19 protein-coding genes and 1 pseudogene are annotated in these 24,359 nt (G+C 72.6%); 15 read left to right on the top strand and 5 right to left on the bottom strand.

Annotated features, from left to right (window positions below):
• Positions 1 to 383 precede the first annotated feature (383 nt).
• The 5 genes from PV419_RS28830 to PV419_RS28810 all read left to right on the top strand — a co-directional run bounded on the left by PV419_RS28830 (position 384) and on the right by PV419_RS28810 (position 5,001).
• Complete coding sequence (locus tag PV419_RS28830; protein ID WP_319693906.1) at positions 384 to 1,997, top strand: serine/threonine-protein kinase; 1,614 nt, start codon at positions 384 to 386, stop codon at positions 1,995 to 1,997.
• Positions 1,998 to 2,035: 38 nt separating this feature from the next.
• A complete protein-coding gene (locus tag PV419_RS28825) occupies positions 2,036 to 2,179 on the top strand; it encodes a hypothetical protein (protein ID WP_319693903.1) in 144 nt (47 codons plus the stop codon).
• Between the two features lie 56 nt (positions 2,180 to 2,235).
• Complete coding sequence (locus PV419_RS28820) at positions 2,236 to 2,925, top strand: SDR family oxidoreductase (protein ID WP_319693902.1); 690 nt, start codon at positions 2,236 to 2,238, stop codon at positions 2,923 to 2,925.
• Between the two features lie 70 nt (positions 2,926 to 2,995).
• Complete coding sequence (locus PV419_RS28815; protein WP_319693900.1) at positions 2,996 to 3,445, top strand: MarR family winged helix-turn-helix transcriptional regulator; 450 nt, start codon at positions 2,996 to 2,998, stop codon at positions 3,443 to 3,445.
• Positions 3,446 to 3,576: 131 nt separating this feature from the next.
• A complete protein-coding gene (locus PV419_RS28810) occupies positions 3,577 to 5,001 on the top strand; it encodes an MFS transporter (RefSeq protein WP_319693899.1) in 1,425 nt (474 codons plus the stop codon).
• On the opposite strand, the gene PV419_RS28805 is transcribed toward PV419_RS28810, so the two are convergent.
• Positions 4,994 to 5,443 (bottom strand): DUF3592 domain-containing protein, encoded by a 450-nt coding sequence (locus tag PV419_RS28805; RefSeq protein ID WP_319693897.1) that lies wholly within the window; start codon positions 5,441 to 5,443, stop codon positions 4,994 to 4,996. The genes PV419_RS28810 and PV419_RS28805 overlap by 8 nt on opposite strands.
• 183 nt (positions 5,444 to 5,626) lie before the next feature.
• On the opposite strand from PV419_RS28805, the gene PV419_RS28800 reads away from it, so the two are divergent.
• From PV419_RS28800 to gatB, 7 genes are all read left to right on the top strand, one after another.
• Positions 5,627 to 6,580 (top strand): methionine synthase, encoded by a 954-nt coding sequence (locus PV419_RS28800; protein ID WP_415925398.1) that lies wholly within the window; start codon positions 5,627 to 5,629, stop codon positions 6,578 to 6,580.
• A gap of 15 nt (positions 6,581 to 6,595) precedes the next feature.
• Positions 6,596 to 8,782 (top strand): NAD-dependent DNA ligase LigA, encoded by a 2,187-nt coding sequence (gene ligA / locus PV419_RS28795; protein ID WP_319693893.1) that lies wholly within the window; start codon positions 6,596 to 6,598, stop codon positions 8,780 to 8,782.
• Positions 8,783 to 9,098: 316 nt separating this feature from the next.
• The gene (locus tag PV419_RS28790; protein ID WP_319693891.1) at positions 9,099 to 11,270 is read left to right on the top strand and encodes a bifunctional diguanylate cyclase/phosphodiesterase; all 2,172 of its coding nucleotides are present in this window, start codon (positions 9,099 to 9,101) and stop codon (positions 11,268 to 11,270) included.
• Positions 11,271 to 11,398: 128 nt separating this feature from the next.
• On the top strand, positions 11,399 to 11,695 hold the full coding sequence (gene gatC, locus PV419_RS28785; RefSeq protein WP_319693890.1) for an Asp-tRNA(Asn)/Glu-tRNA(Gln) amidotransferase subunit GatC: 297 nt from the start codon (positions 11,399 to 11,401) through the stop codon (positions 11,693 to 11,695).
• 5 nt (positions 11,696 to 11,700) lie between these two features.
• On the top strand, positions 11,701 to 13,194 hold the full coding sequence (gatA, locus tag PV419_RS28780) for an Asp-tRNA(Asn)/Glu-tRNA(Gln) amidotransferase subunit GatA (RefSeq protein ID WP_319693888.1): 1,494 nt from the start codon (positions 11,701 to 11,703) through the stop codon (positions 13,192 to 13,194).
• Positions 13,191 to 13,430, top strand: a complete 240-nt coding sequence (locus tag PV419_RS28775) for a hypothetical protein (RefSeq protein ID WP_319693886.1) — start codon at positions 13,191 to 13,193, stop codon at positions 13,428 to 13,430. Before gatA ends, PV419_RS28775 begins: the two co-directional genes overlap by 4 nt.
• Before the next feature lie 14 nt (positions 13,431 to 13,444).
• Positions 13,445 to 14,953, top strand: coding sequence for an Asp-tRNA(Asn)/Glu-tRNA(Gln) amidotransferase subunit GatB (gene gatB / locus PV419_RS28770; RefSeq protein WP_319693884.1), 1,509 nt, complete (start codon positions 13,445 to 13,447; stop codon positions 14,951 to 14,953).
• An 85-nt stretch (positions 14,954 to 15,038) separates the two neighbouring features.
• Here gatB and PV419_RS28765 read toward each other — a convergent pair whose 3' ends face one another.
• The 3 genes and pseudogenes from PV419_RS28765 to PV419_RS28755 form a co-directional block, all read right to left on the bottom strand.
• Positions 15,039 to 16,544 carry a M81 family metallopeptidase gene (locus tag PV419_RS28765; protein WP_319693882.1) on the bottom strand — a complete coding sequence of 502 codons (1,506 nt, stop codon included), beginning with the start codon at positions 16,542 to 16,544 and terminating at the stop codon, positions 15,039 to 15,041.
• Between the two features lie 166 nt (positions 16,545 to 16,710).
• Positions 16,711 to 17,250, bottom strand: a pseudogene (locus tag PV419_RS28760) (GNAT family N-acetyltransferase); the annotation flags it as partial.
• Complete coding sequence (locus PV419_RS28755; RefSeq protein WP_319693880.1) at positions 17,228 to 18,532, bottom strand: MFS transporter; 1,305 nt, start codon at positions 18,530 to 18,532, stop codon at positions 17,228 to 17,230. The gene PV419_RS28755 and the pseudogene PV419_RS28760, both read right to left, overlap by 23 nt.
• 56 nt (positions 18,533 to 18,588) lie before the next feature.
• Between PV419_RS28755 and PV419_RS28750 the strand changes: the two genes are divergently transcribed.
• Positions 18,589 to 19,584 (top strand): winged helix-turn-helix domain-containing protein, encoded by a 996-nt coding sequence (locus PV419_RS28750; protein WP_319693877.1) that lies wholly within the window; start codon positions 18,589 to 18,591, stop codon positions 19,582 to 19,584.
• Between the two features lie 199 nt (positions 19,585 to 19,783).
• Complete coding sequence (locus PV419_RS28745; RefSeq protein WP_319693876.1) at positions 19,784 to 22,036, top strand: MMPL family transporter; 2,253 nt, start codon at positions 19,784 to 19,786, stop codon at positions 22,034 to 22,036.
• A 56-nt stretch (positions 22,037 to 22,092) separates the two neighbouring features.
• Here the strand turns inward: PV419_RS28745 and PV419_RS28740 are convergent, their stop codons facing one another.
• Positions 22,093 to 23,070, bottom strand: coding sequence for an ArsR family transcriptional regulator (locus PV419_RS28740; protein WP_319693874.1), 978 nt, complete (start codon positions 23,068 to 23,070; stop codon positions 22,093 to 22,095).
• A gap of 71 nt (positions 23,071 to 23,141) precedes the next feature.
• On the opposite strand from PV419_RS28740, the gene PV419_RS28735 reads away from it, so the two are divergent.
• Positions 23,142 to 24,341 (top strand): MFS transporter, encoded by a 1,200-nt coding sequence (locus PV419_RS28735; protein ID WP_319693872.1) that lies wholly within the window; start codon positions 23,142 to 23,144, stop codon positions 24,339 to 24,341.
• Positions 24,342 to 24,359: the final 18 nt, after the last annotated feature.

Raw genomic sequence — 24,359 nt, 5'->3', positions numbered from 1 at the left:
CCCGTCGTAGCTGAGGGCCTCGGGGCCGATCGAGAGGTACCCGTGCCACATGGGCGTGTTTCTGCCGCGTCGGGACCGGTCCGCCTTCCCCGCCAACAGCGGTCCTGAGGCGGGGGACTTGGATGCCCGTCCGGTCTCGTGAGGGCGGACGCGCGGGCGTGAACTCCCGTGTTCCGGGGAAAGATGAGGCATTTGGCACGCACCGGGGCCCCGGACTCCCGTATCCGCCGAGTGGGTCCACTGGATACCGGTTTCCTGCAACCATCGTGGCGCGGGACGGCGTGATCGCTCTCGGACGCGCGGCGGGGTCCGCAGGGCGGTGCCGCGGGTACGGGTGGGCCGGCCCAACAGGCCGCAGGGCGCGGGAGAAGGGGCGTACCGAGGTGGAATCGGGTGCGGTGGTCAGCGGGCGGTACCGGCTGGACCGGTGCCTGGGGCGCGGGGGCATGGGCGAGGTGTGGGCCGCCGAGGACAGCGATCTGGGGCGCTCGGTCGCGATCAAGATCGTGCTCGCCGACCTGGCCGCCGACCCGGACCTGATCGTCCGGCTGCGCCGTGAGGCGCGCACCGCGGCCGCACTCCAGCACCCGGGTATCACCGTGGTGCACGACATCGGCGAGCACGACGGCCGCCCCTACTTCGTGATGGAACTGCTCGACGGCCAGGACTTCAACGCCCTGCTGACCGAGCACCCCGACGGTGTGCCCCTCGCCCTCGCGGTGGACCTGATGGCCCAGGTCGCCGAGGCGCTCGACCACGCACACAGCCGTGGTGTGGTGCACCGCGACATGAAGCCCGCCAACCTGATGCGCCTGCCTGGCGGCGGGGTGAAGATCTGCGACTTCGGCATCGCGCGCTACGCCGAGGCCACCACCCACCTCACCGCGACCGGCAGCGTGCTCGGCACCCCCGCGTTCATGGCCCCCGAACAGTGGCTCGGCGAGCAGCTCACCGCGGCGACCGACCTGTACGCCTTCGGCGTCACCCTGCACACCCTCCTGACCGGTACGCCGCCCTTTCCCGGGCCGACCGCCGCCGCGCTGCTGTACCAGCACCTCAACAGCGCCCCGTCCCACGTGAGCGAAGTACGCCCGGACGTCCCCTCCGAACTCGACGATCTGCTCCAGCAGTTGCTGGCCAAGGCGCCCGCCGAACGGCCTGCCACGGCGGCCCGGGCGCGGGAGGTCCTGCAGGCCGTCGCCGACCGTTCTGCCCGGGCGTCGTTGTCCGCCTCCGTCACCGTCCCGCAGGCCAACTCCCCGGTCGCGCCGACGCTGGAGCTGGAGGAGGAGCGGGAGCACGAGCCGGAGCGGCCGTCGCGACGGGACGGGGTCCCGAGGCTGGAGGACAGGAAGAAGCGGGAGGACAAGGGACGGCGGGAGGAATGGGAGCAGGATGCGGCGCCGCCCACAGTTCCGTCCGGCGGCGGTACGACGATCACCAACAGCAGGTGGTTCCGGACCAGGACCGCAGGGGGAACCGGTGCCCAGATCCTCTCCGTGGCTTTCGCCGTGCTCGGCGTGCTCTTCGCGGTGACCGGCAACGCGGACCAGATCATCTCGGGTGTCCCGGGGAGCGAGACCACGGGCGGGAAGATCATGGCGGTCGCCGTGATCGGAGCCCTCGGAGGTGGGTTCTTCGGCGGCCTGATCGGTTTCCTCGGCACTCCCGACAGCATCACGGTGGACGGCGAGAAGCTCATCGTCATCCGCAACAAGGTGGACGGCTTCACGATCCGCTGGGACACCCTCGAAGGCATCGCGGTGGAGGAGGACGGCAGTAAGGCCGCGCTCGTCGCCCGGTTCCGCTCCTCGCGTACGCCCGCCGCGAAGTGGCGGACCAGGCACGGCGTCGAGCTACGGGCGGACGGCAGCCACGTCATCTACGGCCCCGCGAAGGGAGATTCGCAGGAGGTGGACCCGGCACGGCTCCGTGCGGCACTGGAGCGGTACGCCGGGGGACTGTACGACAACCCGGACGACGTACCGGATCCGTGATCCGGTCGGAACTTGATCCAGCCGGACTCAGACCAGCGGTGACCGGTGCGAGCACGACGCTCAACAGCTCGGCCGTCCAGGTCAACACCTCGATCACCACGCTCAACAGCAGCCTCGTGGTCGGGAACGATCCCGACAACTGCACCGGCAGCTCCCCGGCGGTCGCAGGCTGCACCGGCTGAGCCGCGCGCGCCGCCTCACCCGCGGGGGGCCCGGCCCGGTGCGGCATGCTGGGGGCATGGGAACGCATCTGATCACTGGAGCAGGCTCGGGCATCGGCGAGGCGGTCACCGAGCGGCTGGCCGAGCGGGGCGAGGAAGTGTGGCTGCTGGCCCGCGACGCCGGGCGGGCGCGGGAGTTGGAGGGGCGCTTCCCCGGGGCCCGTACGGTCGTCGGTGACCTGGCGGACCCGGACAAGCTGTCCTGGGCGCTGGGGCATCAGGCGCTGCCCGAGCGGCTCGACTCGCTGCTGCACATCGCCGGCGTGGTGGACCTCGGCGAGGTCGGCGAGCTGACCCCCAAGCTGTGGACCCGCCAGCTCGCCGTCAACCTGGTCTCGCCCGCCGAGCTGACCCGGCTGCTGCTGCCGCAGCTGCGGGTGGCCCAGGGGCATGTGGTCTTCGTCAACTCCGGCGCCGGGCTGCGGGCCGGCGCCCAGTGGGGCGCGTACGCGGCGAGCAAGCACGGGCTCAAGGCGCTGGCCGACGCGCTGCGCTGGGAGGAGAGTGGCCACGGGGTGCGGGTGACCACGGTCTATCCGGGGCGTACGGCCACGCCCATGCAGCTCAAGGTGCATCAGCAGGAGGGCAAGGAGTACGACCCGGAGCGCTGGATGACGGCCGGGTCCGTCGCGACCACGGTGCTCGCGGCCCTCGATCTGCCGCGCGACGCGGAGATCACCGATCTGTCGGTGCGGCCGCTCGCCTGACGGTTTCCTCCCCGCGGCGGGGCCCCGACGCGTCGGCGGCGAACCGCGCCCGCCGACGTACGCTGACGAGGTGAGCAGCGAAGCCGAAGCGAGAGCGACCGCCGCGCAGGCGGGGTGCGGGGTCAGGGAGATCCGGGGGCTCGTCACGGAGCTGTCCCGGCGGATGGACGCGCACCGGCGCAGCCGGATCGCCGAGTTCGGCCTCACCCCCACCCAGGCGAAGGCCTTGGAGGAGCTGGGGGAGCCGAAGACGGCGCGGGAGCTGGCCGCGGTGCTGTGCTGTGAGCCGCCGAACGTGACGTATGTGATGGACAAGATGGAGAAGCAGGGGCTGGTCGTGCGGCAGCCGCACCCCACGGACCGCAGGGCCAAGCAGCTGGTCCTGACCGACGCGGGGCGGGAGCTGCGGCTGGATCTGCTGCGGCGGATGGGGAAGGACTCGCCGCTGGACCATCTGACCGAGGAGGGGCGTCATGAGCTGCGGACGCAGCTGCTGAAGGCGCTCGACCGGGCGGGGTAGCCGGCGCGGGAGCCCCCGGGAGCACCGTGAGAACTCAAGCGGTGTGGGCCCCGGGGGCTTTCGTATGCCGTCAGTAAAGTTATAGCTGTATCTATTGCAGCTGTAATGGATACAGCTATAAGTTCCTGCCCATGATCACTCGCACTCGTACGAAGAGAGCACGGCAGGGCGTGCAACTGCTCGCGCTGGCTCTCGGGTTCGTCATGGCGACCCTGGACGTGACGATCATCAACGTCGCGGGGCCCCAGCTGCGGACCGGCCTGGACCTGACCCTCTCCGGCCTCACCTGGGTCGTCGACGGCTACGTCCTCGTGTTCGCGTCCCTGTTGCTGCTCGCAGGGTCGTTGGCGGGCCGCTTCGGGGCGCGGCGGATCTATCTGGCCGGGCTCGGGCTGTTCACCGTGGCCTCGCTGGTGTGCGCGGTGGCCCCGGTCGCCGGGGTGCTGGTGGCCGGGCGGCTGGCGCAGGGGGCCGGGGCCGCGCTCTTCATGCCGAGCTCGCTCACCCTCCTCATGAACGCCTTCCCGGACGGCCCGGAGCGCGCCCGGGTCCTGGGCCTGTGGTCCGCGATCGTCTCGACGGCGGCCGGAGTGGGGCCCGCGGTCGGCGGGCTGCTGGTCGGCGGCCTGGGCTGGCGCAGCATCTTCCTGATCAACCTGCCCGTCGGGCTCGCCGCCCTGGTGCTCGCGCGCCGGTACGTCGCGCCGCTGCCCGGCCGCCCCACGCCGTTGGGCGCGGGCGGGCACGCGCTCGGTCTGGTCGCGCTCGCGGCGCTCGCGTACGGCCTCATCCAGGGGCCGGAGACGGGGTGGGGCGCGGCGCCGGTACTCGCCGCGTTCGCGGTCGCGCTGCTGGCCGGGGCCGCCTTCGCGGTACGGGAGCGGGCCGCGGGGACGAGGGCCCGGGTGCTGCCCGGCGAACTCTTCGCAGGCGCGCACTTCTCGACCGCCAACGCCGTCGGCTTCCTCTTCAACCTCGGCTGCTACGGCGCGATGTTCATGCTCGGGCTCTTCCTGCAGAACGCGCGCGGCGCGAGCCCCATGGAGGCGGGCCTGCAACTGCTCCCCACCCAAATGGTGTTCCTGCTCGGCAACGTCCTGTACGCCAAGGTGGGGAACCGGGTGGGCAACCGGGCCGCGCTCGCCGGGTCGCTGCTGTACTCGGCGGCCGGGACGGTCGCCCTCGCGCTCGTCGTCTCCCCGGGGCTGCCCTATTGGGTCCTCGCCGTGGTCCTGGGCGCCTTCAACACCGGCCTCGGCGTGGCCTCCCCGGCGATGACCGGCGCCCTCATGGACGCCGCCGGACGCGAGCACGCGAGCATCGCCTCCGCCACGCTCAACGCGAACCGGCAGATCGGCACGCTGGTCGGCATCGCCGTCATGGGCGCGGTACTCGCGGGCGCGGACGGCTGGTACGGAGGCGCCGCGGCCTGCTTCGCACTGGCCGGCGGGGCGTACGCGGGCGCGGCGCTGCTGGCGTGGTTCGGGCTGCGGGCCCGGGGGAGCCGAGCGGAACGCAACGCCGGAGCCCGTGGTTCTGTGAGGGCTGCTACATGAAGGTGGTCACGTAGACCACGAGGAGGCCGCCGACCATGAGGAGCGGGAGGCAGAGGAAGGCGAGCGCGCACCCCGTCCCGAACCGCACCCTCCTGTCGCCGGGCTCGAGCGCCGTCGCCTGCTGCGGGCGGTCCGGGAGGTAGTAGACGGTGACGATGTCGCCCTCGACCCGCGTGCCGGGGCCGCCGATCTCCTCGAACCGCACCGGGCGGCCGTCCCACGCCAGGAACTCGTAGACGTGGTGGAGCCTGGTCGTCGTCGTGCTGTTGTTGTTGCTGTTGCGGTGCACGGTCGTGTACATACGCAGGCACCGTGCCTGGGCGGTGAATCCCGACGCCCACATGGCGCGGGTCAGCCGCGCCCTCTTGGCCACTTTGACCATCGCGTACACAGTGCCCCAGCCCAGCAGGACGGGTATGGCCAGGAAGAAGACGTGGCCCATGGATCGCCTCCGGGGACGGGTCGAGGATCGGAGCGGGTCGGAAGCGGAGACGGCTGACCTTCGTCTCGGGTTCCCGCCCCGCGCCGCCGGGCTCGTACCCTTCCTCAGGTGAGCGAGAAGAACACCGCGGACAACGCGAACAAGCCGCGCTGGGGCGCAGGGGCCGCGACCGGCGTCGGGTCGATGCCGGGCGGCGACGCGCGGGAGGCCGCCAAGACCGTCACCGGGTCGCTGGAGGCCTTGCCGTACCTGCCGGAACTGCCCGCGCGCGGGCCCGGCGCGGACATGATCGGGCGGACCGCCGGGATGCTGGTCGAGGTGTACGCGCATGTGGAGCCGAGCGGCTGGCGGATCAGCGACCGACCCGGGCGTGACACTAGGCGGGCGCGCTCCTGGCTGAGGGAGGACCTGGACGCCCTGGAGGAGTTCACTCAGGGCTACCAGGGCGCGCTCAAGGTGTCGGCCGTCGGGCCCTGGACCCTGGCCGCCGGGCTCGAACTGCGGGGCGGAGAGGCCGCGCTGAACGACGCGGGCGCCTGCCGGGACCTGACGGCCTCACTCGTGGAGGGGCTGCGCGCCCATCTGGAGGAGGTGCGGCGCAGGGTGCCCGGGGCCGAGGTGGTGCTGCAGCTCGACGAGCCGGGCCTGATGGCGGTGGCGCGCGGGCGGGTCCGTACGGCCAGCGGCTACCGCACTTACGCCGCGGTGGACCGGGGCGTGCTGGAAGGAGCGCTGCGGGATGTGATCGCGGTGGCGGACGGGCCGGTGGTCGTCCACTCCTGCGCGCCCGGCGTGCCCTTCGGGCTGCTGCGGAGGGCCGGGGCCGCCGGGGTGTCCTTCGACTTCTCCTTGCTCACGGAGAGTGAGGAGGAGGCGATCGGGGAGGCCGTCGAGGGCGGCACCTCGCTGTTCGTCGGCGCGGTGCCGGGCACCGACACCCCATTGTCAGACCCTGCGGGTAGCGTCATGGGTGTCAGGACGCTGTGGCGCAGGCTGGGGCTGTCACCGGGGACTCTCGCCGAGTCGGTGGTGGTCACCCCGGCATGCGGCCTCGCGGGCGCCTCGCCGGCGTACGCGCGCGCCGCGCTGGCCCACTGCGTCCGGGCGGCGAGATCACTCGCGGACAACCCTGAGTAACGGGAGGACGACACGGTGGCCGGCGAACAGCAGTCGACAGTGCCCGCCGAGGCACGGGACAAGCACGCCAAGCTCGCTGAGCAGGTCGAGGAGCACCGCTTCCGGTACTACGTCAAGGACGCCCCGATCATCAGCGACGCCCAATTCGACCTCCTGCTGCGCGAGCTGGAGGCGCTGGAGGAGGAATACCCGGAGCTCAGGACGCCCGACTCGCCGACCCAGAAGGTCGCGGGGGCGTACGAGACCGAGTTCACGGAAGTCCAGCACCGCGAGCGCATGCTCAGCCTGGACAACGCCTTCGACGGCGAGGAGCTGGCCGCCTGGGCCGAGCGCATCGCCAAGGAGTTGGGGACCACCCCGTATCACTTCCTGTGCGAGCTCAAGGTGGACGGCCTCGCGGTCAATCTGACGTATGAGCGGGGACGGCTGACCCGTGCCGCCACCCGCGGTGACGGCCGCACCGGCGAGGACATCACGCCCAATGTGCGGACGATCTCGGTGATCCCCGACCGCCTCAAGGGCGACCGCATCCCTGAGCTGGTGGAGGTCCGCGGCGAGGTCTACTTCCCCGGGGAGCGCTTCGAGGAGCTGAACGCGCGGCTGGTGGAGGCCGGAAAGCCGCCGTTCGCCAATCCGAGGAACGCGGCGGCGGGCTCGCTGCGCCAGAAGGACCCCAAGGTCACCGCGAGCCGTCCGCTGCGCATGGTGGTCCATGGCATCGGCGCGCGCGCGGGCCTCGCCATCGACCGGCAGTCGCAGGCGTACGAGTTGCTGCACGAGTGGGGGCTGCCGACCGCCGCTCACTACAAGGTCCTGGATTCGCTCGACGGCGTGCGCGAGTACATCGCGTACTACGGGGACCCCAAGCGGCGGCATTCGCTGGAGCACGAGATCGACGGCGTCGTCGTCAAGCTCGACGAGATCCCCCTGCAGGGGCGGCTCGGCTCCACCTCGCGGGCGCCGCGCTGGGCCATCGCCTGGAAGTTCCCGCCGGAGGAGGTCAACACCAAGCTGGTCGACATCCGGGTCGGCGTCGGGCGCACCGGGCGGGTCACGCCGTTCGCCGTGGTCGAGCCGGTCACGGTGGCGGGCTCGGAAGTCGAATTCGCGACCCTGCACAATCAGGACGTCGTCAAGGCCAAAGGCGTGCTGATCGGCGACACCGTGGTGCTGCGTAAAGCGGGCGATGTCATTCCGGAAATTGTGGGGCCGGTCGTCGATCTGCGGGACGGCGGCGAGCGGGAGTTCGTGATGCCCGCCGAGTGCCCGGAGTGCGGCACTCCGCTGCAGCCGATGAAGGAGGGCGATGTCGATCTGCGCTGCCCCAACGCCCGATACTGCCAGGCCCAGATCCGCGAGCGGGTCTACTACCTCGCGGGCCGCAAGTGCCTGGACATCGAGAATTTCGGCTATGTCGCCGCCGGGGCGCTCACCCAGCCGCTGGACCCCGCCGAACCGCCGCTGAGGGACGAGGGTGATCTGTTCGATCTGAAGGTCGAACAGCTGCTGCCCATCACGTCGTACGTACTGGACCCGGACAGCGGACTGCCCAAGCGCGACCCCAAGACCGGCGAGGAGAAAGTCGTCACCTTCTTCGCCAACCAGAAGGGCGAGCCGAAGAAGAACACCCTCGCCATGCTGGCCAACATCGAGGCGGCCAAGCAGCGCCCGCTGGCCCGTATCATCACCGGCCTTTCGATCCGTCATGTCGGACCGGTCGCGGCGGCAGCGCTGGCCCGTGAGTTCCGCTCGCTGGACCGGATCGCCGAGGCGAGTGAGGAGGCACTGGCCGCGGTGGAGGGCGTGGGGCCCACCATCGCGGCCTCGGTCAAGCAGTGGTTCGCCGAGGACTGGCACCGCGAGATCGTGGAGAAGTGGCGCCGGGCCGGGGTGCTGCTGGAGGAGGAGGCGGCCGAGGACGAGGGGCCGCGGCCGCTCGAAGGGCTCACCGTCGTGGTCACGGGCACTCTGCAATCGCACACGCGGGACGGGGCGAAGGAGGCGCTGCAGAACCGTGGTGCCAAAGTCGCGGGTTCCGTTTCGAAGAAGACCGATTTTGTTGTTGTCGGCGACAATCCAGGATCGAAGTACGACAAAGCCATGCAGTTGAAGGTTCCCGTGCTCGCTGAGGATGGATTTGCGGTCCTGCTCGAACAGGGGCCCGAGGCCGCGAGAGAGGCCGCGATGACGCCTGCTGAGTAGTGACGCCTGCTGAGTAGTACGGAGTCAACGGAGTCAACGGCGGTCATCCGGATGACTCCTCATCACCCGTCCAGCCGAACTGTCCGGTGGAGTACCGAGCGGGTTCCGGTCCAACCTGGCCGGAATACGACCGGGAGCACTTCCCGGGCATAGCGAGCGGGCATCACCCTTACAGCGCATACCAGATGGTTATGGATCGTCGGGCGGCATTCGGGCAACCGTCGCCGATCGCCGCCCGGCAAAGCCATCTGCCGCCTACTGTTGATGGTGTGCGCCTGCCGTGGCGCTGGCACCGCCGGCTGTGAGAGGGACGGGTATGAAACCGACCGAAAGCGCCGCCCCGGCGTCGCGGCTGCGCCGGCTCGTACTGCCCGCGCTGCCCGCCGCGGCGGTCGCGATGGCCGCTTTCGCACTCGGCATCGGGGTATTCCGGGTGCTCGACGCGGGCCATGCGCTCTTTCCCGACGGCACGGTGGGCTGGTCCCTCGCCGCGCTCACCGGAATCATCGTCGGCCATCTGGTCGCCCTGGGCCGCGACCGCTGGTGGGGCGGCACCGGATCCGGCGCCGCGTTAACCCTGGCCGCGCTGCTGCTGTTCGGCTGGCTCCCGGCCGGGCTGGTCAGCCTCGCCGTCGTCGTCCTGGTCGGCGCCGCCCGGCGGCACCGCTGGCGGCAGGCGGCGCTGCACGGCGCGGTCGACATCCTCGGCGTCGGCACGGCCGCCCTGACCCTCGCCGCCTTCGGCACCGTCCCCACCGTCGAGAGCCCCTGGCGGCCGGCCAGCTGGGAGATGTCCGCCATCCCCCAGACGGCCCTGGCCGCCTTCGGCTATCTCGCGGTGACCCGTGCCCTGCTCTGGTACTCCCTCGCCCCGCCCGGCGCCGGACTGCCCACCCTCGCCCGCACCGCCCTCGTCCGGCAGGCCCTCGTCGGCATCGCGCTGCTCGGCATCGCCCCGCTCATCGTCGTCGTCGCCGACGAGATGCCCCTGCTGCTCCCGCTGTTCGCTGTGCCGCTGATCGCCCTCGACTCCACGCTGTGGATCGCCCGGGTGCGCGCCGAGGAGCAGCTGCGCGACCCGCTCACCGGACTGCCCAACCGCCAGTGGCTGCTCGAGCGCACCTGGACCGCGCTGGACGAGGCCGAGCGGAGCGGCACGCGCAGCGCCCTGGTCCTGCTCGACCTCGACCGCTTCCGCTCGGTCAACGACACCCTGGGCCATCTGGCGGGCGACCGGCTGCTGCTGCAGATCGCGGACCGGCTGCGGCTCGCGCTGCCGCGCGGGGCGGAGGTGGCGCGGCTCGGCGGCGACGAGTTCGCGGTGTTGCTGCCCACCACCGACTCGCTGACCAGCGCCCAGCGGGCGGCCCGCAGCCTGGTCGGCGACCTCGGCTCGCCGCTGGACCTGGACGGGCTCACCCTGGTCCTGGAGGCCAGTGCCGGCGTCGCCGTCTACCCCGACCACGCGCTCGACGCGGAGGGGCTGCTGCGCCGCGCGGACGTCGCCATGTACCAGGCCAAGCGCGACCGCAGCGGCGTCGAGCTGTACGAGGCCCGGCGCGACGGCAACACCCCCGACCGGCTCGGCCTGCTCGGCGATCTGCGGCGGGCGCTGGACGCGGGCGACGTCGAGCTCCACTACCAGCCCAAGGTCGGCTTCGACGGACATGTCGCCGGCCTGGAGGCGCTCGTCCGATGGGTCCATCCCGACCGGGGGCGGGTGCCCCCGGACGAGTTCATCTCCATGGCCGAGAGCTCCGGGCTGATGCCCCGGCTGACCGAGTACGTCCTGGAGACCGCGCTCGGCCAGGTCGCCCGATGGCGCGCCGGCGGCCTGGACGTACCCGTCGCGGTCAACGTCTCGCCGCGCGATGTGCACACCCCCGGCTTCGCCGGCGCGGTCGCCGGCCGGCTGGCCCGCCACGGCGTCCCGGCGGGCGCGCTCCAGCTGGAGATCACCGAGCACGTCCTGCTGGAGGACCCGCAGCGGGCCGCCGACACGCTGGCCAGCCTCACGGGGCACGGCGTGCGAATGTCCCTCGACGACTTCGGCACGGGCTACTCCTCGCTGGTCCACCTGCGGCGGCTGCCGGTGAGCGAGCTCAAGATCGACCGGTCGTTCGTGGCCCGGCTGGCCGTGGACAACGAGGACGCGGAGATCGTCCGCTGCACGGTCGACCTCGCCCACTCGCTGGGGCTGCTGGTGGTGGCGGAGGGCGTCGAGGACGACGAGACGTGGGAGCGGCTGCGGGACCTGGGCTGCGACGCGGTGCAGGGCTGGCTGGTCGCGGCGGCGATGCCGCCCGACGAGACGACGGCGTGGCTCCGGGCCCGCGGCGAACGCGGCTGGCACCGCGAGGACCCCGCCCCGGCACCCACCACAACCCCCGCCCCGCCCCCCGCCCCGACCCCGGCCGCCGCCACGGCCGCCCCGGCCACCGCCACAGCCGCCCCGGCCGAAGAGGACGCGGACCAACCGGTCACCTAGCCGGGCCGGAATTCCTCGGGGGCGCACCTCCGCGACGGGCTGGGGAAAGCGTTTCGCCCGCAGCGTGGCCGGAGCCATAGGATTGGGGCGAAAACTCTCCACACTGAACTCACCCTGAGGATCGCTGCATGCCTGGCATCACGCGCGAGGAGGTCGCCCACCTCGCCCGGCTGGCGCGTCTGGAGCTGAAGGACGAAGAGCTCGAGCACTTCGCCGGACAGCTCGACGACATCATTGGCGCGGTCGCCCGCGTCTCCGAGGTCGCCGACCAAGACGTACCGCCGACCTCCCACCCGCTGCCGCTGACCAATGTCATGCGCCCGGACGTGGTCCGTCCGTCGCTGACCCCGCAGGAGGCGCTGTCCGGCGCCCCCGCCCAGGAGCAGCAGCGATTCAAGGTGCCGCAGATCCTGGGGGAGGAGTGACCCGCATGGCTGACCTGACCAAGCTCACCGCCTCCGGCATCGCCGGGAAGATCGCCGCCGGCGAGGTCACCGCCGTCGAGGTGACCGAGGCGCACCTGGCCCGTATCGAGGCCGTCGACGAGAAGGTGCACGCCTTCCTGCACGTGGACCGCGAGGGCGCGCTGGCGCAGGCCCGCGCCGTGGACGACAAGCGCGCCCGCGGCGAGGAGCTCGGCCCGCTGGCCGGCGTTCCGCTCGCGCTGAAGGACATCTTCACCACCAAGGGGATCCCGACCACGGTCGGTTCCAAGATCCTCGAAGGGTGGATCCCGCCCTACGACGCGACGCTGGTCACCCGCCTGAAGGACGCGGACGTGGTGATCCTCGGCAAGACCAACATGGACGAGTTCGCCATGGGGTCGTCGACGGAGAACAGCGCGTTCGGCCCCACCAACAACCCCTGGGACCTCACCCGCATCCCCGGCGGCTCCGGCGGCGGTTCCTCCGCCTCGCTGGCCTCCTTCCAGGCCGCGCTCGCGATCGGTACCGACACCGGCGGCTCGATCCGCCAGCCCGCCGCCGTGACCGGCACGGTCGGCGTCAAGCCGACCTACGGCGGGGTGTCGCGCTACGGCATGGTGGCCTTCTCCTCGTCCCTGGACCAGGGCGGCCCGTGCGCCAGGACCGTGCTGGACGCGGCGCTGCTGCACGAGGTCATCGCCGGGCACGACCCGCTGGACTCCACCTCCATCGACGCCCCGGTCCCGTCGGTCGTCGAGGCCGCCCGCAACGGCAGCGTGCGCGGCATGCGCATCGGTGTGGTGAAGGAGTTCGGCGGCGAGGGCTACCAGGCCGGCGTCGTGCAGCGCTTCAACGAGTCGGTGGAGCTGCTGCGCGAGCTCGGCGCCGAGGTCGTGGAGCTGTCCTGCCCGTCCTTCGACAAGGCCCTGGCCGCGTACTACCTGATCGCGCCGTCCGAGTGCTCGTCCAACCTGGCCCGCTTCGACGGTCTGCGCTACGGCCTGCGGGCCGGCGACGACGGCTCGAGGTCCGCCGAGGAGGTCACCGCGCTCACCCGCGCGGAAGGCTTCGGCGCCGAGGTCAAGCGCCGGATCATGCTGGGCACCTACGCGCTCAGCTCCGGCTACTACGACGCGTACTACGGCTCCGCGCAGAAGGTCCGGACCCTGATCACCCAGGACTTCCAGCGCGCCTTCGAGCAGGTGGACGTGTTGGTCTCGCCGACCACCCCGACCACCGCCTTCCCGATCGGCGAGCGCGCAGACGACCCGATGGCGATGTATCTGGCCGACCTGTGCACGATTCCGGCGAACCTCGCGGGGAACGCGGCCATGTCCCTGCCCTGCGGCCTGGCGCCGGAGGACGGTCTGCCGGTCGGCCTGCAGATCATCGCTCCCGCCATGGCCGACGACCGGCTCTACAAGGTCGGTGCCGCGGTCGAGGCCGCGTTCGTCGACAGGTGGGGCCACCCGCTGCTTGAGGAGGCACAGTCACTATGAGCGCTTTGAAGAAGGCCAAGAGCTTCAAGAAGTCCAAGCCCGGCACCTACCTGTCCATCGGCTCCGCGCTCTTCGGCGCGGTGAGCGTGGCCAAGCAGGTCAAGAAGGCCCGATCCGAGAACGACAAGCTGCAGCTGGTCGACGCGGTGGTCTCGGCCGCCGCGATCGTCACCACCGTCGCTCTGCTCGTCCGAGAGCTCAAGCGCATGGGCGACGACGACGTCCTGGCGGACTGAGAGGTTAGTTTTCTGTGACCGTCACTGAACTGGTGTCGTACGAGGACGCCCTCGCCGCCTACGACCCCGTGATGGGGCTCGAGGTCCACGTCGAGCTCGGCACCACGACCAAGATGTTCTGCGGCTGCTCCACGGCGCTGGGCGCCGAGACCAACGCGCAGACCTGCCCCACCTGCCTCGGCCTGCCCGGCTCGCTCCCGGTCGTCAACGAGACCGGCGTCGAGTCCGCCATCAAGATCGGACTCGCGCTGAACTGCGAGATCGCCGAATGGTGCCGCTTCGCCCGGAAGAACTACTTCTATCCGGACATGCCGAAGAACTTCCAGACCTCGCAGTACGACGAGCCGATCGCCTTCAACGGCTATCTGGACGTCGAGATCGACGGCGGCGAGGTCTTCCGGGTCGAGATCGAGCGCGCCCACATGGAGGAGGACACCGGCAAGTCCACCCACGTGGGCGGCGCGACGGGCCGTATCCACGGCGCCCAGCACTCCCTCCTCGACTACAACCGGGCCGGCATCCCGCTCATCGAGATCGTCACCAAGCCGATCGTGGGAGCCGGGGACCGGGCCCCGGAGGTCGCCAAGGCGTACGTCGCGGAGCTGCGCGAGCTCATCAAGGCGCTCGGGGTCTCCGAGGCACGCATGGAGATGGGCCAGATGCGCTGCGATGTGAACCTGTCGCTGCGGCCGCACGGCGTCGAAAAGTTCGGCACCCGCTCCGAGACCAAGAACGTCAACTCGCTGCGCTCCGTCGAGCGCGCGGCCCGCTTCGAGATCCAGCGCCAGGCCGCTGTGCTCGGCGACGGCGGCACCGTGATCCAGGAGACCCGTCACTTCCACGAGGAGGACGGCTCCACGACGCCCGGCCGGGTCAAGGAGGAGGCGGAGGACTACCGCTACTTCCCCGAGCCGGACCTGGTGCCGGTCGCCCCGTCCCGCGAGTGGGTGGAGAAGCTGCGGGCCGGGCTGCCGGAGCTGCCGCGGGTGCGCCGCAACCGGCTGCGCGAGGAGTGGGGCATCTCCGGACACGAGATGCGGTCCGTTCTCAACGCGGGCGCGATCGACCTGATCACCGCCACGATCGACGCGGGCGCGGACGCCGCGTCGGCGCGCAAGTGGTGGATGGGCGAGCTGGCCCGCCGGGCCAACGAGGACGGCGTGGACCTCGCGTCCCTGCCGATCACCCCGGCCCAGGTCGCGCGCGTATGCGCGCTGGTCGCCGAGGGCTCGCTCAACGACAAGCTGGCGCGCCAGGTCATCGAGGGCGTGCTGGCGGGCGAGGGCGACCCGGACGCGGTCGTCCAGGCCCGCGGCCTGCAGATCGTCTCGGACGAGGGCGCCCTCGGCGCCGCCGTCGACGAGGCCATCGCGGGCAACGCGGCCATCGCCGACAAGATCCGCGGCGGCAAGGTCGCGGCGGCGGGCGCGCTGGTGGGCGCGGTCATGAAGGCCACCCGCGGCCAGGCCGACGCGGCGCGCGTGCGCGAGCTGATCCTGGAGAAGCTGGGCGTCCAGGGCTGAGCCCGGGGCCGAGCGGTTCGCGACGGACGCACGCGGCGGGGTGCCAGGCGCATCCCGCCGCGTGCGTTTCGCGTGACCGGCGCGGCTACAGCAGCTCCGGCGTGAGGTCCGGGGCCGGCATGTCCGGGTCGAAGGGGAACAGTGGGCGGTCCACCCGGTGGTGGCCCAGGCGTGGCAGGTCCTGGTCGACGCCGCCCGGGGTGAGGGCCAGGCGCCAGTCGGCCGCCAGGTCGTACAACTCCGGCTCCGGACAGCCCGCCTTCACGACGAGCAGGTCGTATGCGCGCGGGTCCAGCTCGCCGAAGTCCGCGCGGGTACGGAACGGCTTGCGGCGGCTGACCAGGACCGCGGTCACCCCGCCGCGGCGCACGGCGGCCACGTCGCCGCCGACCTCGTCGGCCTCGCGGAGGGCCACGACATCACCGGTGAACTCGTACGGCTCGTCCGGGTCGTACGGAGCGCCGTGCCCCGCGGCGCGCGGGCCGTACGTGCCACCGACCGACAGCCGCACCGTCGCGCCGACGCCCGCGGCGAAGCATCGCGCGACGGCCGCCGGATCGGTGATGCCGGGGTGCAGCGCGGTGGCGCGGCCGGTGGCCAGGTCCTCGTTGGCCAGCAGCCGCCGCAGCATGTACGGGAGGTTCCCCGTGCCGCCCGCCGCCGGGTTGTCGCCGGAGTCGCTGATGAGGAAGGGGCGGGCGGCGGAGGCGACGGCTGCCTGGATGCACGTGTCGGCGTCGCCGGCGGGGGCGGCGAAGACGAAGTCGCGGCGCAGGTCCCAGTACTCCTTGGCCAGCGAGCGGGCCTGTTCGACGGCGAGGACGGGGTCGTCGCCGGTGACGACGACGGCCGCCTTGCAGCGCGGCTCGTCGGCCCAGGGGCAGCCGGCCCAGACCGCCGCGTCCACGATGCCGTCCAGCTCCTCGATGGAGCCCAGCCGCCCGTACAGCGACGTGGCGGGCTCCAGGCGGGGGCTGGTCCGCTCGCCGGGCAGCAGGACGGGCACCTGCACCCAGGCCAGGTGCGGGCGGCCCTTGCCCGCGACGAGGCGTTCGACGAGCTTGCGGGCGGCGCGCTCGCGGGTCTGACCGGCGTCCTGGCGCGGGGCGAGGCGGTGCGCGGTGATCAGGTCCAGCCGGCCGGCGAGCCGGCGCGAGACGTTGCCGTGCGGGTCCATCGCGGCGGAGATCAGCGCGCCGGGGCCGAGGGCCTCCCGTACCGCGTCGGTCAGATCGGCCTCGGCGTCGTCCAGGCCGACCACGCTCATCGCGCCGTGGATGTCGTAGACGAGGCCGTCGAGGGGGCCCGCCTGCCGCGCGCGGTCCACCAGCTCGGTCTTGAGGCGGCGGTACGCCTCCGGCTCGACCGGCCCGCCCGGCGGGGCGTCGGCGTGGAGCAGCGGCACCCACTCCACCAGGCCGCTCAGCTCGCCGTCCGGCCGGGCCCAGAAACAACAGTCCCGCAGCTCGACGCCGCGAAGGACGCGGAAGTCGTCGTATCGGGTGCGGTGCGGGCTGAAGGTGCTGGAGGGGGCGGAAACGCCGCCGATGCCGATGCGCGGGCGGCGGCCGACGGGGGAGGGCGTGCTCATGCGTGTGCGGGTTCCTTTCCCGGCGCGCGTGGCGCGGCTGCGGTCAACGGGCTCCTTTCCCGTTTCCTACCGGTCGTATGGCGCGGGCACCTTGTTCGGGCATCTCGTTCGCGAATCCTATTCGGGCATCAAGTGATTTCCGCGTAGCAATCGCCTCTTGCTGAATGCGCCATTCCGGCGCCAGCACCGACCAGACCTCCATGTCGCGGCGTACGCCCCGGTGCGGATAGCTCTGCCGCAGCACTCCGTCCCGCACCATCCCGAGCCGCTCGGCGACCTTGATGCTCGCGGTGTTCGTGGCGGCCGCGATCCACTCCACGCGGTGGATCCCGCGCACCTCGACCGCCCAGTCGATGAGCACCCGGATCGCGCGCGTGATCAGCCCACGTCCGACGACCGCCTGCTCCAGCCAGCAGCCGACCTCGCAGGTGCCGAAACGCGCGTCGAAGGACTTGAAGAGGACACCGCCGACGAGCGTGCCGTCGAGCCAGATGCCGTAGAGGCGCCCGCTGTCGGCGGCCGCCTTGTCGGCGTACGACTGGAGGAAGGCCCGCGCGGACGTCAGGTCGGTGGCGCGGTCGGGCAGCGCGACGTAGGGGCTGATGTACTCGCGGCTCCGGTCGATATGGGCGAGGTATTCCTCGGCGTTCCACGGCTCCAGCGGCCGCAGTTCGGCACCGTCGTCACCCAGAGATATCGCGAACATGTTGCTCCTTCACAAGGGGGCGGGAATCGGGATGCGGGGGAAGGCCCGCCTGTTGTGGCAGTTCCCGGCGAGTGCGCACCGGGGAGAGGAAGACGGGCAGAAAGGCGAGCGCCAGCAGGCAGCCGCCCACCCACAGCGCGGGGCGCACTCCGGCGAACTGACCGATCAGACCCGCCGCGGCGGAGCCGACGGCGATCGCCCCGGTGAGCATGAAACGGAAGGTGGCGTTCATGCGGCCGAGGAGCGGGTCGGGTGTCAGGCGCTGGCGCAGGCTGACGCCCAGGACGTTGTCGAGGCCGATCTTGAACGTGGCCAGCAGCCATCCCGCCCCGGCCGTCCAGATCCAGGGGCCCCGGCCGATGAGCGGGATGAGCAGCGCGGTGGGCGCCAGGCAGACGCCGGCCAGGGAGAGGGCGCGACCGTAGCCCAGCCGCCGGGCGGCAGGACGGGCACAGCGCGCGCCGAGGAGGATGCCGACGCCGCCCACCGCCCAGTACCCGCCCAGCACACCGGCGGACAGGCCGAGTTCGCGGGTGAACAGAACCGGGAGCAGGGTGTTGATGATCTGCGTGCCGAGGTTGGTGAGGGACGCGGTGAGCGCGAGGGCGCGCAGTTCCCGGTCGCGCAGGACGTGACCCAGCCCCTCGGCGATCCGCGCCCCCAGCCGGGCGGGCCGCCGGCCGGGGCCGGTTGACGGCGTCGGCGCACGCCGGATGCCGGTGAGCCGGAGCGCCGAGGCGAGGTAGCACGCCCCCACGCTCACCACGGCCAGCGGCGCCGTGAGCAGCTGTACGAGCGCGCCGCCCGCGCCTCTGCCCGCCACATTGCCCGCTGCCTGGAGGCTCACCACCGCGGCGTTCGCCTCCACCAGCCCGTCGCGGCCGACCAGCCGCGGCAGAAAACTCTGCGAACCCACGTCGAAGAAGACCGTGGCGCAGCCGTTCAACAGAACGACGGCGTACAGCTGGCGGAGCGTGAGGGCGTCCATCGACCAGGCCACCGGCACGGACGCGAACAGAACGGCCCGCGTCAGATCCGCGGCGATCAGCACACCGCGGTGGCGCATCCGGTCCACCCAGGCCCCGGCGGGCAGGCCGATGACGAGGAACGCGACGGTGCTCAGCGTGGCCAAGAGCCCGACCTGGCCGGGGCTCGCGTCGAGGGCGGACACCGCGATCAGCGGGATGGCGACATAGCCGATGTTGGTGCCGAGCTGGCTGAGCGCCGTGGCTGTGAACAGCGTCCGGAAGTCGCGCAGCCGCCAGGGGGATTCCGTGGGCATGACCGGTACGGTGCCGGGCGCCGCCGCTTGTGTACCAATGATTTAGCCTGGGCTGAATGAGGCACGAGCCGCGGGCCGCGGGCGACACGCTGGAGATCGAGTTCTCGGCCGAGGACGTGGCCCGTACCCGCTTCGCCGTCTCCCCGCTGTGGGAGGTGGTGGCCAGCGTGCGTGTCCTCAAGGGCGCCGATGAGCACGGTATGCACCGGCGGTGGACCGAACAGGTACGACCGCTGCTCGCGGCCGCGAAGCTGGACCTGGCGCCGCTGTCCCGCCTGATCGCCGTGCCCACCGCGGGCGTCCCCGCCTTCCTCGTGCCGCCGCCCACCACTCCGCAGCCCTCGCTCGAGGTGGAACTGGCGGCGTTGCGTGCCACGCCGACCGACCTGCTGGTGACCACGACACCGGGGGCGCGGGCGGGTGTCGCCGCGCTCCGCGAGGACCCGAGGCGCGGTCTCGACCGGCTGGCGGAGGTGATCGCCGCGTACTGGGAGGTGGCGCTCGCGCCGTACTGGCCGCGCATCCTCACCCTGTTCGAGAGCGACATCCTGCACCGGGCCAAGCACTTCGCGGAAGGCGGCGCCCGGCGCCTCTTCGCGGACCTGGACCCGCAGCTCACCTGGGACTCGGGCACCTTGCAGATGGCCCATCGCTGCGTTGGCGGGGTACGGCGGCTGGACGGACGGGGCCTGCTGCTCGTCCCCTCGGCGTTCGTCTGGCCGCGGATCTTCTCCACCCTCGGCAGCGACGACTGGCAGCCCAATCTGCGCTATCCGCCGCGCGGCATCGGCACCCTGTGGGAGCAGCGTCCCCAGCCGTGCTCCGACGCCCTGGCCGGCGTGCTCGGCCGCACCCGCGCCCTGCTGCTGGCCGAACTGGCCGCCCCCGCCTCCACCACGGACCTCGCCCGCCGCATCGGCCTTTCGCCGGGCGGCGTCTCCCAGCACCTGACGGCGCTGCGCGCGGCGGGCCTGGTGAACGCGCACCGCACCGGGCGGGTGGTGCTCTACGCGCGCACGAGCGTGGGCGAGGCGCTGGTCAGCGGCCGCTGAATCACGCGGAAGCGGTGTGGGGAAGTCCACAAAGGGGACAAAGGATCTCTTTCGGCTGTCAGAGTGCAGGGGGAGTCTTCGCCGCCGGTCCAGGTCCAGGACGTGTGGCGGTCCCTCACACGTTCATCAGTGCGTGCGCCGCCACGGGCCCGGCCGTTCCCCCCGCCCCGAGCCCGGCGCGATATGTGGAAAGCAGGCCATGGCCGCACTCGCCCGGTGGTGCCTCAGGTGCCGCTTCGTCGTCATCGCGCTGTGGCTGGCCGCCTTCGCGGGCGTATCCGTCGCGGCCGCGGTCACCGGGTCCGCGTACTCGAACGACTACGGCATCCCGGGTACGGACTCGGCGCGGGTCTCCGCGCTGCTGGAGCGGGAGTTCCCGGCCCAGGCCGGGGACAGCGACACGATCGTCTGGCACACGGCGCGCGGCGCGGGAACGGTACGCGCGGTGGACGTACGGCAGCGCATGACGGCGGCGCTCGAGCGGGTGGGGAAGCTGCCCGGCGTCGTCTCCGTCGCCGGACCGTACCGCGCCGACAACACGGCCACCGCCCCGGACACGACCCGGATCAGCGCCGACGGGCACACCGCCTACGCCACCGTCGTCTTCGACCGGCCCGCCTCCGAACTCGGCGCGGCCCAGGTGCGCGAGGTGGTCGACACCGCCCGCGCCGCGGCGGCCGACGGGCTCGAGGTGGAGATGGGCGGCGCGGGCATCGGCGCGGCCCAGGGGAGGGGCCCGGCCCACCTCAGCGAGGTCATCGGGGTCGCCGCGGCCGCCGTCGTCCTGTTCCTCGCCTTCGGCTCGCTCGCGGCGGCGCTGCTGCCGATCGCCACGGCGGTGGTCGGCGTGGGCACCGCGTACGCGGGCGTCGGGCTGCTCGGCCACGCCATGACCGTCGCCGACTTCGCGCCCATGCTCGGCACGCTGATCGGGCTCGGCGTGGGCATCGACTACGCGCTGTTCATCGTCACCCGGCACCGCCGGGGGCTCAAGGAGGGGCTGCCGGTCGAGGTGGCCGCCCGGCGCGCGGTGGCCACCTCGGGGCGCGCGGTGATCTTCGCCGGGGCGACCGTGTGCGTGGCGCTGCTGGGGATGCTGGTGCTGCGGCTGAGCTTCCTGAACGGGGTGGCGGTCGCGGCCGCGCTGACCGTCCTGCTCACCGTCGCCGCCTCGGTCACCCTGCTGCCCGCGCTGCTCGGGCTGATCGGCACCCGCGCCCTGAGTCGGTGCGAGCGGCGCCGGCTGGCGGAGCACGGGCCGCGGACCAGGGTCCGCGGGGGGTTCGCGGCCCGCTGGTCGGCCCTGGTCGAACGGCGCCCGAAGCTGCTCGGCGCCCTCGCGGTCATGCTGATGCTGGTCCTCGCGCTGCCCACGCTCTCGCTCCGCCTGGGCACCTCCGACCAGGGCAACGACCCGGCCTCCGCGACGACCCGGCGCGCCTACGACCTGCTCGCCGAGGGCTTCGGGCCGGGTTTCAACGGTCCGCTGACGCTCGTCGGCCGGATCGACGGCGCCGCCGACCGGCTCGCCTTCGGCAAGCTCCCCGAGACCCTGCGCGGCATCGAGGGCGTCGCCTCGGTGAGCGGGTCCGACCTGAGCACCAGCGGCCACACGGCGCTGATCACGGTGGTTCCCAAGACCGCCCCGCAGTCGCGCGCCACCTCCGAGCTGGTGGCCCGGCTGCGCCACACGGTGCTGCCGAGGGCCGCGGAGGCCACCTCGCTCAGGGTGTACGTCGGCGGGCTGACCGCGGGCTACGACGACTTCGCGACGGTGATCGTCGGAAAGCTGCCGCTGTTCGTGGGGGTGGTCGTGGGCCTCGGCAGCGTCCTCCTGCTGCTCGCGTTCCGCAGCATCGGCATCCCGGCCAAGGCGGCGGTCATGAACGTGGCCGCCGTCGCCGCGTCCTTCGGGGTCGTCGTCGCCGTCTTCCAATGGGGCTGGGGGAGCGAGCTGCTGGGGCTCGGCCGAGCCGGTCCGATCGAGCCGTTCCTGCCGGTGATCATGGTGTCGGTGCTCTTCGGGCTGTCCATGGACTATCAGGTCTTCCTGGTCAGCCGGATGTACGAGGAGTGGCGGCGCACCCGCGACAACCGCGTCGCGGTGCGGGTCGGCCTCGCCGAGACCAGCCGGGTCATCAACTCCGCCGCCGTCATCATGATCGCCGTCTTCTCGGCCTTCGTGCTGAGCGGCGACCGGATCATCGCGATGTTCGGTATCGGCCTGGCCGCCGCCGTCGCCCTGGACGCCTTCGTCCTCCGTACGCTTCTGGTGCCCGCCCTCATGCACCTGCTGGGCGGGGCCAACTGGTGGCTGCCGCGCCGGCTGGACCGGTGGCTGCCGAGGATCAGCATCGAGGCGCCGCGCGAGCGCGCGGCGGGCGGACCGGCCGTGCTGCCCGGGCAGTACACGCCCGAGGACGCGGAAGCCGTACGGGCGCCCGCACGCTGAGGCCACCCTCCTTTTGCGCCTCTTGCTGCTTTTGCTGCTTTTGCTGCTTTTGTGGTTCACCCGCCCTTCGCCTGGGCGGCCGTCACCAGCACCTCGCCCGCGGCCGCCCGGTAGTAGAGCACGGACCGCCCGGCGCGCCGCCGCCGCACCAGGCGGGCATCGAGCAGGATCTTGAGATGGCGGCCCACCGACCCCAGCCCCTGGCCGGTCAGCGCGACGAGTTGGGTCGTGCTCTTCGGGGTGTCGAGCAGGACGAGGACGGCCGCCCGGGCCGGGCCGAGCAGCCTGCCCAGGGACTCGGGCACCGAGGCCCGGTCCGCCTCGGCCAGCGCGCCCGAACAGGGGTAGACCACCGCGTATCGATGCGGAGCGTCCCAGGAGACCCAGCCGTGGTACGGGGTCACCGGGACGAACAGCAGCCGCGCCCCCGCGATCTCCCGCGGCGGATGGTCGTACGGGTTGATCTGCAGTCGGCTCTCCCCGAGCCACCGCATCCCCGGCCGCATGGCGTTCAGCACGGCGGCCCAGCCGCCCTGGCTCAGCCGCGCCGTACGCGCCACCACATCCGCCTCGAGGATCCGCCGACGCCGGGGCCAGGTGGGCAGCACCGTCTCGGTCCACACCCACTCCAGGACATCGGCGGTGCGCTCGGCGAGATCGGAGCGGTGCAGCGGGCCGGGGAGCGGACCGCGCAGCGACACGGTCAGGTCGGCGCGGGCGGTTTCCGGCGGGGTCTCGCGGACCCGCGCCAGCTCCTCCTCGAAGCCCGGCTCGCCCTCGCCGGCGGGCGTGGGGGTGAGGAAGTCCGCGATCCAGCGGCGCCCCAGAGCGGCCCGTACGGTCAGCGCGGTGAGCGGGTCGCCGGCCAGCCGCGCCCGGTAGGCGGGCAGATGGGCGTCGAGCCAGGCGCGCTCGCCCGGGTGCTCGGCCACGCCCCGCTCCAGGGAGATCAGGCCCGCGGTGGCCTCGGCGAGCGGCGAGACGACGAACCGGCTCCCGGCGAGCGTGTCCGCGTTGACCAGCCACCAGCCCATCGTCAGCCCATCGTTTCGCGTCCGCGCGAAACTGTAACGCCCCCGGGCGGGGACCGTTGAGACTCCCGGCCATGCGCACCTACCGAGAGATCTTCGCCGTACCGGAGTTCACGCCGCTCTTCCTCGCCGGCACCCTGCAGGTGGCCGCCTCGACGGTGAGCGGACTGGCCCTGGGCACGCTGGTCTACGCGGCGACCGGCTCGCCGCTGCTCTCCGCCCTCAGCATGTTCGGCCCCAGCCTGGCCCAGGTGCTCGGCGCGGCGGTGCTGCTGTCGGCCGCCGACCGGCTGCCGCCGCGCGCGGCGATATGCGGCCTGTCGCTGTTCTTCGCCCTGGGCACTGCCGTCCAGGCCGTCCCCGGCCTGCCGGTGCCGGCCGTCTTCGCGGTCCTCCTGGTCCTCGGGGTGATGGCCTCGCTGGGCGGCGGGGTGCGTTCCGGGCTGCTCAACGAGATCCTGACGCGGGAGGGCTACCTGCTCGGCCGCTCCGTGCTCAACATGTCCGTGGGCACCACGCAGATCTTCGGATACGCGGTCGGCGGCGTGCTGGTGGCGGCCCTGTCGCCGCGCGGCACCCTGCTCACCGCCGCCGCTCTCCACCTCGCCGCCGCGGCCGTCGCCCGCCTCGGGCTCAGCCGGCGGGCGCCGCGCGCCGCCGGGCGGCCGTCCATCGCCGCGACCTGGCGCGACAACGCCCGGCTGTGGTCCTCCGTGCCGCGCCGCTACGTCTATCTCGCACTGTGGGTGCCCAACGGGCTGATCGTCGGCTGCGAGTCCCTCTTCGTCCCCTACGCGCCCCGGCACGCAGGGCTGCTGCTGGCCTGCGCCTCCCTCGGCATGCTCGTCGGCGACATCCTGACCGGCCGGTTCGTACCGCCCCGGTGGCGGGAGCGGCTCGGCGCCCCGCTGCGTCTGCTGCTCGCCGCCCCGTACCTGGTCTTCGCCCTGCACCCGGCGCTGCCGCTCGCGGCGGCGGCGGTCACCCTCGCCTCGGTCGGCTTCGCGGCGAGCCTGCTGCTCCAGGAGCGGCTGATGGCCCTGACCCCCGAGGAGCTGAGCGGGCACGCGCTCGGGCTGCACTTCTCGGGCATGCTCACCATGCAGGGCGTCGGAGCCGCCTGCGCGGGCGCCGTCGCCCAGCACACCTCGCCCGCGACCGCGATGGCCGTCATGGCGGCGGCGTCCGTCGCGGTCACACTGGCGCTGGCCCCGGGCCTAAGGCCCGAGCGCCGTTCTAAGGCCCCTGCGGCGGGCGGGGCCCAGGAGGCCTAAGGCCCCGGTGCGGGCGGA

This window comes from Streptomyces sp. ME19-01-6, from assembly GCF_033793745.1.
Taxonomy (GTDB): Bacteria; Actinomycetota; Actinomycetes; order Streptomycetales; family Streptomycetaceae; genus Streptomyces.
Note: the sequence above shows the minus strand (reverse complement) of the source record. Positions and strands in the feature narration are given on the sequence as shown.

Bases quoted from the DNA above. Each gene is read 5' to 3' on its own strand.
- PV419_RS28740 (WP_319693874.1), bottom strand. From the start codon at position 23,070: ATGGGCTGGTGGCTGGTCAACGCGGACACGCTCGCCGGGAGCCGGTTC.
- PV419_RS28805 (WP_319693897.1), bottom strand. From the start codon at position 5,443: ATGGGCCACGTCTTCTTCCTGGCCATACCCGTCCTGCTGGGCTGGGGC.
- PV419_RS28765 (WP_319693882.1), bottom strand. From the start codon at position 16,544: ATGAGCACGCCCTCCCCCGTCGGCCGCCGCCCGCGCATCGGCATCGGC.
- PV419_RS28775 (WP_319693886.1), top strand. From the start codon at position 13,191: ATGAGCGCTTTGAAGAAGGCCAAGAGCTTCAAGAAGTCCAAGCCCGGC.
- PV419_RS28755 (WP_319693880.1), bottom strand. From the start codon at position 18,532: ATGCCCACGGAATCCCCCTGGCGGCTGCGCGACTTCCGGACGCTGTTC.
- PV419_RS28735 (WP_319693872.1), top strand. From the start codon at position 23,142: ATGCGCACCTACCGAGAGATCTTCGCCGTACCGGAGTTCACGCCGCTC.
- PV419_RS28800 (WP_415925398.1), top strand. From the start codon at position 5,627: ATGCCGGGCGGCGACGCGCGGGAGGCCGCCAAGACCGTCACCGGGTCG.
- PV419_RS28810 (WP_319693899.1), top strand. From the start codon at position 3,577: ATGATCACTCGCACTCGTACGAAGAGAGCACGGCAGGGCGTGCAACTG.
- gatC (WP_319693890.1), top strand. From the start codon at position 11,399: ATGCCTGGCATCACGCGCGAGGAGGTCGCCCACCTCGCCCGGCTGGCG.
- PV419_RS28750 (WP_319693877.1), top strand. From the start codon at position 18,589: ATGAGGCACGAGCCGCGGGCCGCGGGCGACACGCTGGAGATCGAGTTC.
- PV419_RS28790 (WP_319693891.1), top strand. From the start codon at position 9,099: ATGAAACCGACCGAAAGCGCCGCCCCGGCGTCGCGGCTGCGCCGGCTC.
- gatA (WP_319693888.1), top strand. From the start codon at position 11,701: ATGGCTGACCTGACCAAGCTCACCGCCTCCGGCATCGCCGGGAAGATC.
- PV419_RS28745 (WP_319693876.1), top strand. From the start codon at position 19,784: ATGGCCGCACTCGCCCGGTGGTGCCTCAGGTGCCGCTTCGTCGTCATC.
- PV419_RS28820 (WP_319693902.1), top strand. From the start codon at position 2,236: ATGGGAACGCATCTGATCACTGGAGCAGGCTCGGGCATCGGCGAGGCG.